This is a genomic window from Comamonas koreensis (assembly GCF_021026195.1).
Classification (GTDB): Bacteria; Pseudomonadota; Gammaproteobacteria; order Burkholderiales; family Burkholderiaceae_C; genus Comamonas; species Comamonas koreensis.
In genome coordinates, this window is the sequence record NZ_JAJNCT010000028.1 from 99,014 (window position 1) to 116,353 (window position 17,340).

General features: G+C 65.0%; 12 protein-coding genes. 4 read left to right on the forward strand and 8 right to left on the reverse strand.

What is annotated here, in order from left to right:
• Positions 1-32: 32 nt before the first annotated feature.
• Both LPW39_RS19795 and LPW39_RS19800 read left to right on the forward strand, forming a co-directional pair.
• A complete protein-coding gene (locus LPW39_RS19795) occupies positions 33-1,139 on the forward strand; it encodes a FecR family protein (protein ID WP_230779051.1) in 1,107 nt (368 codons plus the stop codon).
• A 114-nt stretch (positions 1,140-1,253) separates the two neighbouring features.
• Positions 1,254-3,659 (forward strand): TonB-dependent siderophore receptor, encoded by a 2,406-nt coding sequence (locus LPW39_RS19800; protein ID WP_230779054.1) that lies wholly within the window; start codon positions 1,254-1,256, stop codon positions 3,657-3,659.
• 177 nt (positions 3,660-3,836) lie between these two features.
• Here LPW39_RS19800 and LPW39_RS19805 read toward each other — a convergent pair whose 3' ends face one another.
• From LPW39_RS19805 to tal, 8 genes are all read right to left on the reverse strand, one after another.
• On the reverse strand, positions 3,837-5,321 hold the full coding sequence (locus LPW39_RS19805; RefSeq protein WP_230779057.1) for an N-acyl-D-amino-acid deacylase family protein: 1,485 nt from the start codon (positions 5,319-5,321) through the stop codon (positions 3,837-3,839).
• 18 nt (positions 5,322-5,339) lie between these two features.
• Positions 5,340-6,308 carry a Bug family tripartite tricarboxylate transporter substrate binding protein gene (locus LPW39_RS19810; RefSeq protein WP_230779059.1) on the reverse strand — a complete coding sequence of 323 codons (969 nt, stop codon included), beginning with the start codon at positions 6,306-6,308 and terminating at the stop codon, positions 5,340-5,342.
• Between the two features lie 292 nt (positions 6,309-6,600).
• Positions 6,601-7,809 (reverse strand): aminotransferase-like domain-containing protein, encoded by a 1,209-nt coding sequence (locus tag LPW39_RS19815; RefSeq protein ID WP_230779062.1) that lies wholly within the window; start codon positions 7,807-7,809, stop codon positions 6,601-6,603.
• Between the two features lie 72 nt (positions 7,810-7,881).
• Positions 7,882-9,321, reverse strand: coding sequence for an FAD-binding oxidoreductase (locus LPW39_RS19820; protein WP_230779065.1), 1,440 nt, complete (start codon positions 9,319-9,321; stop codon positions 7,882-7,884).
• Positions 9,322-9,324: 3 nt separating this feature from the next.
• Positions 9,325-10,698: a 2-oxoadipate dioxygenase/decarboxylase HglS gene (gene hglS / locus LPW39_RS19825; RefSeq protein ID WP_230779068.1), complete on the reverse strand. Its 1,374-nt coding sequence runs from the start codon at positions 10,696-10,698 to the stop codon at positions 9,325-9,327.
• A 291-nt stretch (positions 10,699-10,989) separates the two neighbouring features.
• Complete coding sequence (locus tag LPW39_RS19830; protein WP_230779071.1) at positions 10,990-11,880, reverse strand: transporter substrate-binding domain-containing protein; 891 nt, start codon at positions 11,878-11,880, stop codon at positions 10,990-10,992.
• A gap of 275 nt (positions 11,881-12,155) precedes the next feature.
• Entirely contained in the window at positions 12,156-13,763 is a 1,608-nt protein-coding gene (gene pgi, locus LPW39_RS19835; protein WP_230779075.1) for a glucose-6-phosphate isomerase, read from the reverse strand.
• Positions 13,764-13,816: 53 nt separating this feature from the next.
• Positions 13,817-14,764 carry a transaldolase gene (gene tal, locus LPW39_RS19840; protein ID WP_230779078.1) on the reverse strand — a complete coding sequence of 316 codons (948 nt, stop codon included), beginning with the start codon at positions 14,762-14,764 and terminating at the stop codon, positions 13,817-13,819.
• 185 nt (positions 14,765-14,949) lie between these two features.
• Between tal and zwf the strand changes: the two genes are divergently transcribed.
• Together zwf and LPW39_RS19850 are read left to right on the forward strand one after the other, a co-directional pair.
• Positions 14,950-16,419: a glucose-6-phosphate dehydrogenase gene (gene zwf, locus LPW39_RS19845; RefSeq protein WP_230779081.1), complete on the forward strand. Its 1,470-nt coding sequence runs from the start codon at positions 14,950-14,952 to the stop codon at positions 16,417-16,419.
• A gap of 43 nt (positions 16,420-16,462) precedes the next feature.
• Positions 16,463-17,308 carry a MurR/RpiR family transcriptional regulator gene (locus tag LPW39_RS19850; RefSeq protein ID WP_133857719.1) on the forward strand — a complete coding sequence of 282 codons (846 nt, stop codon included), beginning with the start codon at positions 16,463-16,465 and terminating at the stop codon, positions 17,306-17,308.
• The last annotated feature ends 32 nt before the right edge of the window (positions 17,309-17,340 follow it).

Sequence of the window (17,340 nt, forward strand, 5' to 3'; positions counted from 1 at the left end):
CCTGTCCCCCAGAATCCAGCATTGACCACGAGATGAACGCACCGCCCCTGCCACCAGACAATGCCGCTGGCCTGCGCCAGCAGGTGCTGGACTGGTTTGTCCGGCGCCAGCGTGCGGGCTGGGGCGCGGCGGATGAGCAGGCCTTCCAGCAGTGGCTGCAGGCCGACGCCACGCATGGCAGCGCCTATGCACAGTGGGAGCAGCACTGGAGCGCCATCGATGCCGTGCCTGCCGACACCATCGCCCAGCTGCGCCGCAACCTGGCGCATGACAAGGCGCAGCTGAGCGCTGCCCAACAGACGCCCCCGCGCGCGGCCACCGCACCTGCAGCGCCTGCGGCAGCCATCACAGGCCTGCGCCGCCGCTGGCTGCTGCCCTCGCTGGGCATGGCCGCTGCGGTCGTGGTGGCCAGCGGCACAAGCCTGCTGGCCTGGCAGCATTGGCAGGCACAACCTGTGTTCCGGCAGGCCTATGCCTCGCAGCGCGGCCAGCAGCTGGAAGTGCAGCTGCCCGATGGCAGCCAGCTGCGCCTGGACACCGCCACCCGGCTGGAAGTGACCTACTACCGTGACCGCCGCGAAGTGCTGCTGCACGAGGGCCAGGCCGTCTTCAGCGTGCAGGCCAGTGCGCAGCGCCCCTTCCATGTGCTGAGCGGCCCGGTCGGCATCACCGTGGTGGGCACCCGGTTCTCGGTGCGCTACACGCCGGGGCTGGCCGGCAGCGATGGCGTGCGCGTGGCGGTGGAAGAAGGCCAGGTCCGCGTGGTACGCCGCGATGGCGCTCCCGGCCTCGCGCTGGCGCAGATCGCCGACGCCCAGACCTTGGTGGCCGGCCAGCAGATCACGGCCGATGCCCAAGGCAGCCTGCACCCCATCCAGCCCGTCGCCGCCGAAGGCATTGCCGCCTGGCGCGAGCACCGCATCAGCTTCGTCAACACGCCGCTGTCCCAGGCATTGGCGGAGTTTGAGCGCTATGGCAGCACTGGCCTCACGATCAGCGACCCGGCCGTGGCCGCACTGCGCCTGAGCGGCACCTTTGACCCCAGTGACACCCCGACCCTGCGCAAGCTGCTGCCCCATGCGCTGCCGGTGCGCTTGCAGCAGGTGGCGGGCGGACTGGAAATACGCGCTGCGCGCTGACATCCCGGCATCGGCACATTTTTTAAAAAATTTTCGCGGCCACTACCGTATTTCCCGCATCTCGTGCGTCTACCTCAGTAGGAATGATTTGCATTGACTACTTTGAGGATCCCGATGTCGTACCCCCTTCTGCGTCCCGCTCCACTGGCATTGGCCATTGCTCTGGCTCTGGGCTCGGTGGCCGCCCATGCGCAAAGCGCCGCACTGCCGACCGCACCGCTGGCCTTCCGCATCCAGGCCCAGCCGCTGGCCGAGGCGCTCAATGACTGGGCACGGCAAACGCGCATCCAGCTGATTGCCCAGCAAGGCCTGGTCGCCGGCAAGCGGGCGCCGGCCATCGTCGGCACGTTGACGCCCAACCAGGCGCTGGACCGCCTGCTGGCCGGCACCGGCCTGGTAGCCACGGTGGAGGGCCAGGCCGTGGTCATCAAGGCCGCATCGGTGGGCGAGGAAGGCGCGACCCTGGCGACCGTGACGGTGACGGCCGATGCCCAGCGCGACGGTGCCACCGAAGGCACTGGCAGCTACACCCAGCGCGGCCCCAGCGCGACGGCCACCGGCTTGAGTCTGAGCCTGCGCGAAACCCCGCAATCCGTCAGCGTGATGACGCGCCAGCGCATGGACGACTTCAAGCTCGACACCTTGACCGATGTGATGGAACAGACCCCGGGCATCGGCACCTACCGCCAGGGCAATGCCACCGACTTCCAGGCGCGCGGCACCTCGGTCAATCTGCAGACCGATGGCATGAGCCAGGTGCGCAGCGGCTGGTACTACCTGACCAGCACCTTGTTCTCGCTAGACGACATGGCCGAGATTGACCACATCGATGTGCTCAAGGGCTCATCAGGCCTGGTGGTGGGCAAGGGTGAGTACGGCGCCACCGTCAACATGGTTCGCAAGCGCCCCACCCGTAGCTTCCAGGCCAGCGTACAGGCCAGCGCCGGCAGCTGGGACAGCTACCGCGCACAGGCCGATATTGGCGGGCCTCTCAATGAAGCGGGCACCCTGCGCGGCCGCCTGGTGGCATCGGCCACCGATGCCGGCAGCTTTCGCGACCATGAAGACAGCAGAGGCAAGATGCTGTTTGGCACGCTGGAGGCCGATCTGAGCCCGGACACCTTGCTGAATGTCGGCTTCACCTACCGCCAGCGTGCGGCCAACGGCATCGGCACCACCCAACCCATCCAGGGCTACACCCGCGCTGGCGTCCAAACGCCCGACCGGCCGCGCTCCTTCAACACCGGCGCGCCCTGGGGCGGCTATGACCAGAACGCGACCACCCTCTTCGGCAGCCTGGAGCAGCGCCTGGGCAATGGCTGGACGAGCAGTCTCAAGTTCTCGCACCAGCAGGTGCGCATGGACGACATGTTTGCCGGCTACCTCTACGACCAGGACCGGGTCAACTACGGCCGCTGGACGGACATGCGCAACAACAACTGGACCGTGAACCTGGACATCAAGGGCCCTTTCAGCCTGCTGGGACGCGAGCATGAGCTGCTCGCCGGCATCGGTATCTCGCGCTTCCAGAGCAGCGTCAAACTCCCGCTGAACGCGCAGGCCCTGCTACCGCTCGCTGGCCTGGGCACCAGCTACGACCAGGGCGGCGCCTACCTGCCCGAGCCCGACACCAGCAGCTGGGTCTATGGCGATAACCGCTTCAGCCAAAAGCAGCGCTATGCCTATGCGGCAGGCCGCTTTCAACTCAGCGATCCGCTGCAGCTGATTGCCGGCTTGCGCGTGACCAAGTTCGAAGAGCGCGACACCACCCCCTACTGGTGGAACTACGACATGAACGAGAGCGCGGTCTACACGCCCTACGCCGGTCTGGTCTATGACTTCCACCCCAACATGTCCGCCTACGCCAGCTACGCCAGCATCTTCCAGCCGCAAACCTCGCAGGATGAGCAGGGCCGCACCCTCAAGCCCGAAGAAGGCAACACCTATGAAATCGGCATCAAGGGCGAGTTCTTGGACAAGCGCCTGAACGCCAGCATCAGCCACTACTGGATCAAGACCAAGAACACCGCCGAGGAGACGGGCGGCCTCACCCCTGGCGGCGATACCGCCTACCGCTCCGTCGCCTCTGCCACCCGCCACGGCTGGGAGCTGGAGCTGTCGGGCGAGTTGGCAAGGGGCTGGCAGGCCCAGGGCAGCCTGGTGCGGCAGAACAGCTCGCTGAGCAACACCAGCCAGTACCCAGAGTACCAGTTCAAGCTGGGCAGCACCTACCGCTTTGACGGAGGCGCTCTGCGCGGCCTGACCGTCGGTGCCTCGACCCGCTGGCAGGACAAGACCTCCGTCAGCAACAGCGCCGCCACCCTGGCGCAAGGCAGCTACGCGCTGCTGGACCTGATGGCCCGCTACCAGGTCGACAAGCAGCTGTCCTTCAGCCTGAACATCAACAACGCGTTGGACAAGCACTACAAGGCCGGCGTGAACAACTTCAGCGCCATTGGCCTGTACTACACCTGGGGCGCACCGCGCAGCGTGAATGTGGGGATGCGTTACGACTTTTGATGGCTGGCAATGGCGCAGGGCTGGGCTGATGGACCAGCGGCAGCACCGACGCGTTTTTGGCCATGTAGAAGAGCCCGCATCCTGACTTGGGATGCGGACGCGCTTCGCTGGTGCACCACGGCTTGCAGTGGTGGCTGACGGTAAATTCGATGAACGCTGCACCGGCTGCCCACTGCCTCATGGTTCAGGTGGCACCTGCCATCCCGGGCTGCTGGTGGCAGGCACCGTACGCCGCAGCACCGTGCCGGTTCTGCTACCCAGGTACACACCCTGTTCGTAAGCGATGGCCCCATTGACAATGACGCAGTCGATGCCAGCAGCGGGCTGTTTAGGATCGTCAAAGGTGGCAGTATCGCGTACGGTCTGCGGGTCAAATATGCAGAGATCGGCATAGTGGCCTTCGGCCAGAACGCCACGCTTTTCGATGCCAAAGACCTGGGCGGTCAGGCCCGTCATTTTCCAGACAGCGGTCTCCAGCGGGAACAGACCAAGCTCACGGCTGTAGTGGCCCAGTACGCGGGGAAAGGTGCCCCAAAGGCGCGGATGCGGGCGTTCGTTGGAGGGGACGCCGTCCGAACCAATCATTGTCGGGCCAAAGGCCAGGATGCGCCGCACATCGCTTTCGTCCATATTGAAATAGATGGCGCTGGCCGGCTGCAGGCGGGCGGAGGCCTCGGCACGCGAGACCTGCCAGCGCCGGGCAATGTCGCCCAGCTCCTGGCCTTGCAATTCAGGATGGGGCTTGCTGTCAGCAATGACGATCTTGCCCGCCAAGCGCTCTTCGTCCAGGTGCAGGATGGTGGAGCTGGCATGGTAGGGATAGCAATCGAGAGACACACATTGGTGCTGCATCGCTGCGGCGACCTGCGGCAAGGTCTGCACCGACTGCCCCCAGTTATCAAATCCCTGCAGCTTGTGGTGGGAAATGACCACCGCAGTCCGCGCAAATAAGCCGATCTGCAAAGTCTCGTCGATGGCTTCCTGGCTGTGCGCTCCCTCATTGCGTAGATGGCTCACATACAGTGCGCCGTATTCAGCGAGTGGCTGGGCCACCCGACAAAGCTCTTGGGTGCTGGCTGCAGCCGCCGGAGGGTAGTAGGTACCAGAGGACAGCCCGACGGCCCCGGCCTCCAGCGCCTCGCGCAGCAAGACCTGCATCTGGGCGATCTCATCCGGGTTGGCGGCGCGGTTCACATCAGCCATCGCCTCGACCCGTAAGGTGCTGTGCCCCACCAGCGGGATGACGTGCACCGCAGGCGGCGCTGCGCGCAGCGCCTGCACATAGGCCGCGAAGCTGGGAAAACGTGTGCTGGCATCGCTGAGCAGATTCAGCGGCGCGGGCACGGGCGTGTCGGGATGCAGCGGCGCCGCGCTGATGCCGCAGTTGCCGGTGACCACGGCGGTGACGCCCTGCGAAAGCTTGAACGGCATCTGCGGCTGCAGCAGCAATGCCTGGTCATCGTGCGAATGCGCATCGATAAAGCCCGGTGCAACAACTTTGCCTCGCGCATCGATCACGCGGTGGGCGGTGGCTGCGGACAAATCGCCCACAGCCGCAATGACGGCGCCGCGCAGGCCCACATCGGCACGGTAGCGTGGTCGCTTGCTGCCGTCGATCACCTCCCCGCCCCGGACGATGACATCAAATGCCTGGGTGTGCATATCGCCTCCTTGAGACCTTCAGTCAACTTTCGCACCGCTGGCCTTGACCACTTCGCCCCAGCGTGCGCGCTCGGAATCGGCAAGTGCCTGGAAGTCCTCGGGCGTTCCGGGCAACGGTGTGTAAGCCATTTTTTCGAGCTGCGCCCTGATCTCCGGCGTTTTCAGCACCTGGTTCAGGGCAGTGTTCAGGTGCACCACCACCTCGCGAGGCGTGCCAGGCGGCACCAGCAATCCACCCCATGCGTTCATCACAAAGCCGGGTACACCCGCCTCCTGCATCGTCGGAATGTGCGGGTACTGCACATCGCGTTGGGCGCTGGTCACAGCCAGGGCGCGTACCTTGCCTGCCTGAAGCTGGGGCGCCGCAGTGACGATGTTCTCAAAGTAATAGTGCAAGCTGCCTCCAACCAGGTCGTTCAGCGCCTGCGGCGAACCCTTGTAGGGAATGTGCTGCGCTGATTCGAGTCCCATCCGCGCCTTGAACAGCTCCGCCCCCAAATGGCTGGTGGTGCCAATGCCGCCCGAACCATACTGCACCGGCTTGCCCGCACTTCTCACATAGGTCACCAGCTCTTCAAGCGTGGTGACCGGCATCTGCATATTGACCAGCAGGAAGCTGCTGGTGGTTGCCATGCCCCCGACAGCCACGAGAGCACGCGGATCGTAGGGGAGCTTGCTGAACAGAAACTCGTTGGTTGTCAGCGTGGCGTTGTTGCCATAGCCCAGGGTATAACCATCGGGCGCTGCCGCCATCAGGGCTTGCATGCCGATGTTGCCGCCTGCACCACCCCGGTTCTCGATCACCACCGGCTTGCCCAGTTGCAGCGACAGCCCGTTTGCAATCAGCCGCGTGAGCACATCGGGGCTGCTCCCGGCGACGCTGGGCACGATGATTTTGAGGGGTCTGTCAGGGTAGGCCGCAAAGGCGGCGCAGGCCAGTGAACAAAAAGCGGCAATCGCCAGACGACGTGAAAACCAGGCAAGCATGGCATAGCTCCAAAAGTGAGGCCAACATGCAACGCTGTGGTTTCAACGGAAAAACCGCGTTATCGCCCCGGCATTGCACCGAATGAGCCAGCGCGCAAGGGCGCGCAGGGCCGGGCCATTGTGCGGGGTCTGAATAATAAAATCCCCATAATTAACAACAACATACCCAAGCAACAAATCCCTGAGGCGCAAGCACACAGCAGACAGTCCCATGGCCTGCCAAAAAGCAGCGACAAAAAAGGCCCGCTGGCATTCATGCCAGCGGGCCCGGATGCTACGGAGTCAATAGCGTTTACTTGGCCTTATCAAATGCTTCTGTCAGCCTATCGACTGCCTGCCCAATCTGGGCGACATCGGGCGCGGCAAACGACAGGCGCATCGAATGCAGGTTCGCGTTGTCGGCATAGAAGGCCTTGCCCGGCACAAAGATCACATGGGCCGCCACTGCGGCATCAAACAGCTTTTGCGGATCAATGCGGGCATCAAAGGTCATCCAGACAAACATGCCGCCAGCGGGCTGCACAAACTGCACCAAGTCACCCAGACGCGCCTTCAGGCCCTGGGTGAGGGCCAGCATGCGGCGCAGGTATTCGGCACAGGCCTTGGCCACCGCCTGGCCATAGCGGCCGGACTGCAGGTAGCTGGCGGCCACAGCTTGCGCCAGTGGGGAGGTGCACAGGTCATTGGTCTGCTTGGCCACGGTGCAGCGGCGCAGCACGGCCGGGTCGGCCACCATCCAGCCCACGCGCAGGCCGGGGGCCACGGTCTTGGACAGGCTCGACAGGTAGACCACGGGGTTCTCACCCTCGCCCACCTGCTGCTGGGCCGCAGCGTAAACCGGTGCGGGGCGGGCATCGGTGAAGGCCAGCTCGCCATAGGGATCGTCCTCGACCACGACAAAACCATACTGCAGTGCCAGCTGCACCAGGCGCTCGCGGCGCTGCTGCACCAGCAAGGTGCCGCAGGGGTTGGAGAAGTTGGGCACGGTGTAGAGCAGCTTGGGGCGCTCGGCCACCGGCAACGCGGCCAGCATGGCGGCCAGGGCCTCCACATCCAGGCCATCGCCATCCACCGGCGTGCTCAGGATCCTGGCACCCGCCTGGCGCAGCGCCGCAAGGGTGGCGGGATAAGCCGGGGTCTCCACGCAGACGGTGTCGCCAGGCTGGATCAGCACGCGCAGCAGCAGGTCAAAGCCCTGTTGCGAGCCGGTGGTGACCAGCACGTCGCCAGCGCTGCAGCGGATGCCGCGGGCCTGGCACTGGGCCGCCAGCTGCTCGCGCAGCGCGGGTGAGCCTTCGGTGGCGCCGTACTGCAGCGCAGTGGCGCCCGTGGCCATCGCCTGCGCGGCAGCTGCAGCCAGGCCTTCCTGGTCGAACAGGCTGGGCGAGGGATAGCCACCCGCCAGCGAGATCATGCCCGGGCGGCTCAGGTAGGGAAACAGCTCGCGGATGGGCGAGCCCTGGGGGTTGGCGAATGCGGGAGTGAATTGAAAAAAGGACATGGCCTTGTCTCGCTGGTTTGTCTCTGGTTGTGGTTATGGGCCCTGCCTGCCAACGCGGGCACAGCCGGGGTCTTAGTTCTTGGCGGTGCCCAGATCCACGGTGCCGCACAGGTGCCGGGGATCGAGCCGGTCGCGCCAGCCATCGGCCCATTGCTGCAGCAGCGGCGGCGTAAAGCGCTGGTAGTAGGTCAGGTTGTGGGGGCCCACGCCATGCTCGGCGCTGTAGCTGCCGCCAAAGTCCTGCACCACCATGCCGTAGATGGCATCGCGCAGGCGCTGCACCACGGCCGGGTCGTACTGCTCGGGCGCATCCTTGCGCCAGATGACGTTGAAGTGCACACCACCATCGGCGATATGGCCAAAGTCCACCACCGTGAGGAAGGGGTAGTCGCGCGCCACCAGCTCGCGGCCCTTGCGGCAAAACTCCATGATGCGCGAGCGCGGCACCGACACATCAAACGCGATGGGCTTGCCCAGCGCACGCGCGCCTTCGCTGATGCTATGGCGCAGGTGCCACAGCTCGGTGGCATTGCCCAAGGCCGCGTTGACAATGGTCGATTCGAACTGGTCTTCCAGGAAGCTGTTGAGCGCCTCTTGCAGATCCAGCTGGCTGTATTTGGCAGCGGCATTGGCCTCCAGCTCGACCAGGATGGCGAACTCGGGCGCATCGTCCGGCGCAAAGGGGTTGCGCAGGTTGGGCACATGGTCAATGGCCGCCTGCATCGCATTGCCCGAGATGCCTTCAAACGCGGCCAGCCAATCGCCCAGGTCGCGCTCAAAGGCCTGCAGCAGTTCCATCACCGCCTCGTCCGAGGCCGGCACCACCAGCGCCGTGGCGCGTTGCGCCGGGCGGGCATGCACCTGGATGGTGGCCTGCGTCACGATGGCGCCCGCACCGGAGCCGCCGACAAACAACTGCTTCCAGTCCACGCCGGTGTTGTTCTTGCGCAGCGCGCGGCCCAGCTCCACCACCTCGCCGGGCGGGTCCATCAGCACCACTTGCAGCGCCATCAGGTTGGAGCGCACATCACCGTAGCGGATCAGGCGCGTGCCACCGGTGTTGGTGGCCACCATGCCGCCGATCGAGGGGTTGGCCCCCAGATCGATCGGGAACCACAGGCCGTGGGGTTCGAGCTGGTCGTTGAGCTCCTGCAGGGTCACGCCCGCATCCACCACCACGCTGCGGTTGGCCACATCCACCTCGCAGTGGCTGCGCAGACGCGAGAGGCTCAGCACCAGCTGGGTGCCGCTCATGTCCGGCGTGCTGGCGCCCACCATGCCGGTGTTGGCGCCTTGGGGCAGCAGCGCCAGGCCGCGCTCGGCACACAGCCGCACTACGGCCTGCACCTGTGCCACATCGGCGGGGCGCACCACCAGGCGCGCACGGCCCTGGCCGTAGCGCGCGCCTTCTTCATAGGCGGCCATGTCGGCGCCTTGCAGCACCCCGACTTCGCCCACAATGGCGTGCAGCGCGCCCAGCAACTCGCTGTTGTCCAGATCAGAGGCGGCCATCGCTCAGGCCACGCTTTCTGCCACAGCGGCTTGTGCCAGGGCCTCGCGCACCGCTTGCAAGGATGCGTCCTGCATCGCCTGGTACAGCGCGATCTCGTCATGCACCTGGGCGCCCAGGTCGGCCTCGAACGCCTGCTGCGCCTGGTTGGCTTCATAGTGCTTTTGCTCTTCACCACCCAAGTTGGACTGGAAGATACCGGCCGCGCTCACCGGCAGAAAGTCCTCGTACACGATCGGCTCGGCACGCACCACGCCGTCGGCAATCAGTGTCTCGATATCGGCCGAGGCATCGCCCACCGGCTGCTGCAGCACATAGCGGTAGAAGGCCAGGCCTTGCTGGCGCATGGCATCGTGGCTGTCGGGGAAGGCCGCGAACGACGACTCCAGGCGGTCCTGGTAGTTGGCGCTGGCGCTGCCGGCATTGCCCATGCTGCGCACATTGGCCAGCAGGCTGTCGTACAACGCACGGCCCTTGCGGGTCAGCGCCACGCCGCGCTGTTCGATCTCGCCAAAACGGGCGGTGTGCGTGCCCTGGTCATCGCTGCCGGGGAAGTTCACGCGCTCCTGCAGCGCCTTGAAGCTGGTCTGGCGCAGCAGGATCGGGCAGGCGCGGCGGGGTGGGCCTTCGACCACATCCTTGGCATCCATGCCATGGGCAGGCATGCCCAGCTGGGCGGCATCGATATCGAGGGTGCGCGGCGTCAGGTGGTTGATGTGCGGGCCCTTGAAGCAGACCACATCGGCCACCAGGCGGTGCGCCTTGTGCAGTTTGTCATAGGTGGCAGCGTCCACGGTTGCCTCGCTGTGCCAGCGGAAGGTCTCCAGCGCTTCGCGCACAAACTCGTCGGCTTGGTCATCGGTCAGGCCACCGGCGGCTTCGCACTGGGCGATCAGCGCCAGCGCGCGCTCGGTAAAGATCTGGCGGCGCGCCAGGATGGCGGCCGACTGTGCGCGCAGCGCCTCATCGGCCAGCAGGTCCAGACGCAGCAGCGAGGTGAACACGCGGAAGGGGTTGCGGTTGAGCGAGCTGCCCAAGACCGGGCGGAAGGCGGTGGAGTGCACCGGCACGCCCGCCACCGACAGGTCGTAGTAGCCCACGGCTTCCATGCCCATCACGGCAAACAGGCGCCGCAGGGTGGACAGTTCTTCCTTGGTGCCCACGCGGATCGCGCCATGGCGCTCCACATCCAGGCGGTCCAGCTCATCGGCCTGCGCCATCGCCTGCGCGAGCGCGGGCTGGGCCTTCAGCACTTCGCCATTGACCTGGGCCACCAGTGCCATCAGGTTGCCGTATTGCGGCACTTCGTCGCGGTACATATCGGACATGGCGCGGGAGAAGCGCGAACGAACCTCATCGGGGTGCACAAATTGGGTCATCGTGGGTACCAGATCAATAGCTAATAAAACGGGGAAACGGGCCTGGTGCCAGCCACCACAGACAGCGGGCGCACCAGGTCAGCACTGCGCGTCATGCTAGGCAGTGCCTTGTGCCAGGTCAAACGACAATAGCGCGGCACATTATTCCAATTACGCACAACATGGCCAGGGGTCGCGTCTGCGATGCGCGATGCGATGTGGGGCGCGCCCATCGATGGCCTTGGTGCGCGGCCTGCGGGCATAAAAAAACCCAGCCGGGGCTGGGTGGGGTGCAGGGTGCAAGCGCCTGGCTTACTGGTCGGCGTAGGCTTCCAGTGGCTTGTCGTTCGGCTCTTGAAGCAGCTTCTTCAGGGTGTCGCTCATCGGCAGGTTCAGCGCCTGGCCCTTGGGCGGGATAGGTTGCATGAACCACTTGTCATAGACCTTGGCCAGCTCGCCGGACTTCATCATCTTGGTCAGGCTGTCGTCCACGGCCTTCTTGAAGGCGGGATCGTCCTTGCGGAACAGCAGCGCAATCGGCTCCGATCCCAGCGCCTCGCCGACAATCTTGTAGCCCGCCGGGTTGGCCGAGTTGGCGATCACGCCTGCCAGCAGGTTGTCATCCAGCACAAAGGCGTCGGCACGGCCCGATTCCAGCAGCATGAAGCTCTCGAAGTGGTCCTTGCCCAAAGTGGTGGGCAGGTTGATGCTGTTGTCCTTGGCGAACTTGCGCAGCAGCTGCACGGCGGTGGTACCGGCCGAGGCCGCCACGGTCTTGCCATCGAGCTGCTTGACGCTGGTGATGTTGGAGTCAGCTCGCACTGCTGCGCGCACCTGGCTCACATAGGTGGTCACCGCAAAGGCTACTTGCTTTTGGCGGCTCAGGTTGTTGGTGGTGGGGCCGCAGCCGATGTCCACGGTGCCGTTTTGCACCAGTGGCATCGTGTTCTGGGCCGTCAGCGCCATGTATTCAATCTTGGCCTTGGGCGCGATGTCCTTGAGCACGCGCTCACACAGCTCGACGTGGTAGCCGCCGAAGGTCTGGTTGGAACCGATGGCATAGGCCATTGGGGCCGAGCTTTCACGCACGCCGACAACCACCTTGCCGGTGCTGTTGATCTTGTCGAACGTGCTTTGCGCAAACGCCGCGCCGCCTGCAGCAAAAGCCACGGCTGCAGCAACCATCTTGATGCTGAATTTCATTATGTACTCCTTGGAAATGACGAATTGGCAGCCAGGCGTGGGCCCGAAGCTGCTCCACCAGCTTTGTGATTGCGCTGGCTTGGCACGCTGCGCATGCGCGCTTGAAGACCAAATGGATGCACAGGTTTTGCGCCAGCGCATCCAGCCTCCGAGTATTCCAGAGAGTCGCGCCAATCCCTAGCGCGTATTTCGAAGCATGTGTTGCTGTTTTGGAAACACCGTGCTGCACTGCCGTATCTGCGGTAGCCGCAGACGGCAGTGCCTGGCGAGCAGCCTTATGGCGCCAAGCGGCTGACCAGTGCCACGGTTGATGGGTCCACGCCCTGCCAGTCGCCCTGGTCGCGGCGGGCAAACAGGTCCTTGGCCAATTGCTTGCCCAGCTCCACGCCCCACTGGTCAAAGCTGTTGATGCCCCAAAGCGCACCGCTGACAAACACGCGGTGCTCGTACAGCGCGATCAGCGCACCCAGCGAGGTGGGAGTGAGCTTGTCCATCAGCAAGAAGGTGCTGGGGCGGTTGCCCGGGCAATACTTGGGGCCCTGCTCTTCGGTGCGGCCCACCAGCAGCGCCTGCGCCTGCGCAATGGCATTGATCACCAGGTTGTTCTGGTGGCTGGCCAGGTTCTTGCCGCCCTCACGTGCGGCAATGAACTCCACCGGAATCACATCGCGGCCCTGGTGGATCATCTGGAAAAAGGCATGCTGGCCATTGGTGCCGGGCTCGCCCCAGACCACGGGCGATGTGGCATAGGGCAGCGGCTGGTTCTGCACATCGCGGCCCTTGCCGTTGCTTTCCATCTCCAGCTGCTGCAGGTAGGCCGACAGCCGGCGCAGGCCATGGCTGTAGGGCGCCACACAGCGCGTGGCAAAACCGTGGAAGTTGCGGTACCAGACATCGAGCAGGCCCAGGCGCACCGGCAGGTTCTGCGCCAGCGGCGCGGTCTTGAAGTGCACATCCATGTCATGCGCGCCTTGCAGCATCGCCCGGAAGGACTCGGTCCCCACCGCAATCGCAATTGGCAGGCCGATCACCGACCACAGCGAGTAGCGGCCGCCGACCCAGTCCCAGAAACCCAGTGTGGTGTCGATGCCAAAGGCTGCTGCCGCCTCGGTATTGGTGGTCAGCGCCCAGAAGTGCTTGGAGATTGACAGCGCCGCGCTGCGGTCCTCGCTGCCGCCTTGCGCGATGAACCAGTCGCGCGCCGAATGGGCGTTGACCATGGTCTCCAGAGTCGTGAAGGACTTGGACGCGACCAGGAACAAGGTGCTCTCAGGCCGGGTCTGCGCCAGCACATGGCCCAGCTCATGCCCGTCCACGTTCGACACAAAGTGGAAGCGCTTGCCGGCAATGCGCCAGTCCTCCAGCGCATTGACCACCATGGCCGGGCCCAGGTCCGAGCCACCGATGCCGATATTGACGATATCGGTGATTTGCGGATTGGCGCGCACCTGCTCGGCCAGCGCCAGCATCTGTGCCAGGCTGTCCTGCACATCGGCCAGGGCTTCGCGCACGAAGGCGGGGCTATCGGGCAACCAGCGCTCCAGGCCCTCGGCGGGCTGGCGCAGCAGCCAGTGCATGGCCGCCCGGCCTTCGGAGCCGTTGACCTGCGCACCGGCAAACATCGCATCGCGTGCCTGCTCCAGATCGCAGTCGCGGGCCAGTTGCAGCAACAGTTGCTGGGCTTGGCTGTCGATCAGGTTCTTGGACAGGTCGGCCCACAAATGGGGCGCCTGCTGGCTGAACTGGTCCAGCCGCGTTGCATCGTCGGCAAAGGCCGCACGCAGGTTGAGGCCCCGGCCCTCCGCGTCGTAGTATTTTTGCAGTTCTTGCCACGCGGGGGTTTCATCGCAGCGCTTGCGCTGCGTCGCACATTCTCGGTTCATAGGGCAGTGTAAATGGCTGCACGGGGCTGCCAGGCGGGCTGGCAGCCGCTCGATCAGGCCGATTGCAACAACTTGTCGAGCTTGATGGCATCGGCCACAAAGGCGCGGATGCCTTCGGCCAGCTTTTCAGTGGCCATCGCGTCTTCGTTCAGTGCAAAGCGAAACCCCGCTTCGTCGTACTGCACGCGCTCCAGCGACAGTGCCTTGGCGGCTTCAGCATTCAACGCGGGCTGCAGCGGGGCATCAGCAGCGGCCAGTTGGGCCAGCAGCTCGGGCGAGATGGTCAGCAGATCGCAGCCGGCCAGCGCGGTGACCTGGCCAATATTGCGGAAGCTCGCGCCCATCACTTCGGTGGCGATGCCGAAGTGCTTGTAGTAATCAAAAATGGCCTTGACCGATTTCACACCCGGGTCGTTGGCACCGGCCATCGCGGCCTCGTCCCAATTGCTGCCGGCCTGCTTCTTGTACCAGTCGTAGATACGGCCGACGAATGGCGAGATCAGCTGCACCTGGGCCTGGCCGCAGGCAATGGCCTGGCACTGCGCAAACAGCAGGGTCAGGTTGGTGTGGATGCCTTGCGCTTCCAAGGCCTTGGCGGCCTGGATGCCTTCCCAGGTCGAGGCGATCTTGATCAGCACGCGGTCGATGTGCACGCCCTCGGCCTCGTACAGCGCGATGATGCGCTGGGCCCGGGCCACCGTCGCATCGGTGTCGAACGACAGGCGGGCATCGACCTCGGTCGACACGCGGCCCGGAATGATGGACAGGATCTCGGCGCCAAAGCGCACCAGCAGGCGGTCCATCACCTCGTCCAGCGGCTTGCCACGGAACTTTTGCACGGTCTCGGTCAGCAGCGGCGCGTAATCGGCCTTCTGCACGGCCTTGAGGATGAGGGACGGGTTAGTCGTCGCGTCTTGCGGCTGGAACTGGGCCAGCTGGTGAAAGTCACCGGTGTCTGCCACCACCGTGGTCAGCGCTTTGAGTGCATCGAGTTGGTTCATGGTCTGCTCTTGGTCAATATCCGGTCTGACGTGCTTGTCTCCCCTCCTGCGCACGGCGGCCAACACGGGGGGCGCTCAAGCTTAACCGAACTTTTGCGCGGTTTGAGGCTGTCTGCATTCTACGGCTTCTCCCAAGACATGAAACTGAGTTACATTAATACCTGCCTTGATGTTCAGGAAGTTTCATGCGTTTTGATCTGGTTTTGTTTGGCGGCACCGGCGATCTGGCCTGGCGCAAATTGCTGCCCGCGCTGTTTCAATCTTTCCGCCATGGCAGCCTGCCTGCCGACGGGCGCATCATCGGCGTAGGCCGTGGCGCGATGAGCGACGACGAATATCGCGCGCTGATCGCCCAGCGGCTGGCCGAGGTCGAAGCCGACAAGCGGCCCAGCGATGCGGAATTTGCCCGCTTTGCCCAGCACCTGCACTACCTGCGCATGGACCTGTCGCAGCCGGCCGACTATGCCGCGCTGCGCGAGCTGCTGCAGGCGCGCGATGCCGACACCGTGGTGATGTACCTGGCCACGGCGCCCTCGCTGTTCACCACCGTCTGCGAGCAACTGGGCGCTGCAGGCCTGGCCACCGAGCGCACCCGCGTGGTGCTGGAAAAGCCGCTGGGCCATGACCTGCCTTCGAACCGCGCCATCAACGCGGCCGTGCGCGAGGTGTTTTCCGAAACGCAGATCTTCCGCATCGACCACTACCTGGGCAAGCCCTCGGTCCAGAACCTGCTGGCCCTGCGTTTTGGCAATGCCATCTTCGAGCCACTGTGGCGGCGCGAGAACATCGCCAGCATCGAGATCACGATGGCCGAGCAGCTGGGCGTGGAAAAGCGTGGCGAGTTCTACGAAAGCACCGGCGCGCTGCGCGACATGGTGCAAAACCATGCGCTGCAGCTGCTGTGCGCGATAGGCATGGAGCCGCCCATCAGCGCCGATGCCGATGCGATCCGCAATGAAAAGCTCAAGGTGCTGCAATCGCTCAAGCGCTGGACGCCGGAGACGGTGATCCGCGACGTGGTGCGCGGCCAATACGCGGCCGGCCAGATTGCCGGCAAGCCGGTGCCGGGCTACCGCCAGGAAGAAGGCGTCTCGCCCAACAGCCAGACTGAAACCTTTGTGGCGCTGCGCACCGAGATCAGCAACTGGCGCTGGGCCGGCGTGCCGTTTTTCATCCGCACCGGCAAACGCCTGGCCGGGCGCGAGGCCTCGATCGTCGTGCATTTCCGCCAGGTGCCGCATGCCATCTACCGCACGCCGCTGGGTGCGGCCAACCGCCTGACCATCCACCTGCAGCCCAAGGATGGCCTGACCCTGCAGCTGATGGCCGCCGCGCAGAGCCAGGCCGATACCGGCGGCGTGCAGACCTTGTCGCCTGCGGCGCTGGACCTGGACTTTGACCAGCGCTTTGGCACCGAGCGCGTGGGCGCCTACGAACGCCTGCTGCTCGATGTGATCGCCGGGCGCCTGAACCTGTTTGTGCGTGCCGACGAACAAGAGGCCGCCTGGCAATGGGTGGAGCCGATTCTGGAAGCCTGGCAACAGGCCAATGCCCGCGGCGAAAGCCCGCGCCCCTATGTGGCCGGGCATTGGGGCCCGGGCGCAGCCAGCGCATTGGTGGCGCGCGACGGCCACAGCTGGATGGAAGAGTTTTGAACGCCACCACCCACCACCGCTTCACCCGCTTCAAGGTAACGCCATGCTAGACCGCATCACCGCCTCCCTCCCCTCGCTGGCACCGGCCGAGCAGCGCGTGGCGCGCCTGGTGCTGGCCGATCCGCGTGCCTTTGCCTCGCGCCCGGTGCGCGAGCTGGCCGAGCTGGCCCATGTCAGCAAACCCACCGTGGTGCGCTTTTGCCGCAGCATGGGCTATGACGGCCTGGCCGATTTCAAGCTCAAGCTGGCCGGCAGCGTCAGCGAAGGCGTGCCCTTTATCCACCGCAGCGTCGATGCCGATGACAAGACCAGCGATGTACTGGTCAAGGTGGTGGACAACTCGGTCGCGGCCTTTCTGGCCTACCGCAATGCGGCCAGCACCACGGCGCTGGAGGCCGCATCCAGCGCCATCGTGGCGACCTGGCAGGCGGGCAAGCGCATTGAGTTCTATGGCGTGGGCAACTCCGGCATCGTTGCGCAGGATGGGCAGCACAAGTTCTTTCGCCTGGGCGTCACCAGCCTGGCGACCAGCGATGGCCATATGCAGGTGATGAGTGCGACCATGCTGGGCGCGGGCGACTGCGCCATCGTCATCTCCAACTCCGGCCGCACCCGCGACCTGATGGATGCCACCGACATCGCCAAGCGCAATGGCGCCACGACGATCGCCATCACCGCCAGCGGCTCGCCGCTGGCACGCGCGGCCAATATCCACCTGGCTGCCGACCACCCCGAAGGCTACGACCGCTACAGCCCGATGGTTTCGCGCCTGCTGCACCTGCTGATCCTGGATGTGCTGGCCACCAGCGTGGCGCTGCGCATCGGCGAGCCGCTGCAGCCGGTGCTGCAGCAGATGAAGGACAACCTGCACGCCAAGCGCTATACCTGAGGGCGTTTTCGGCTGGACGCAACGAAAAACGG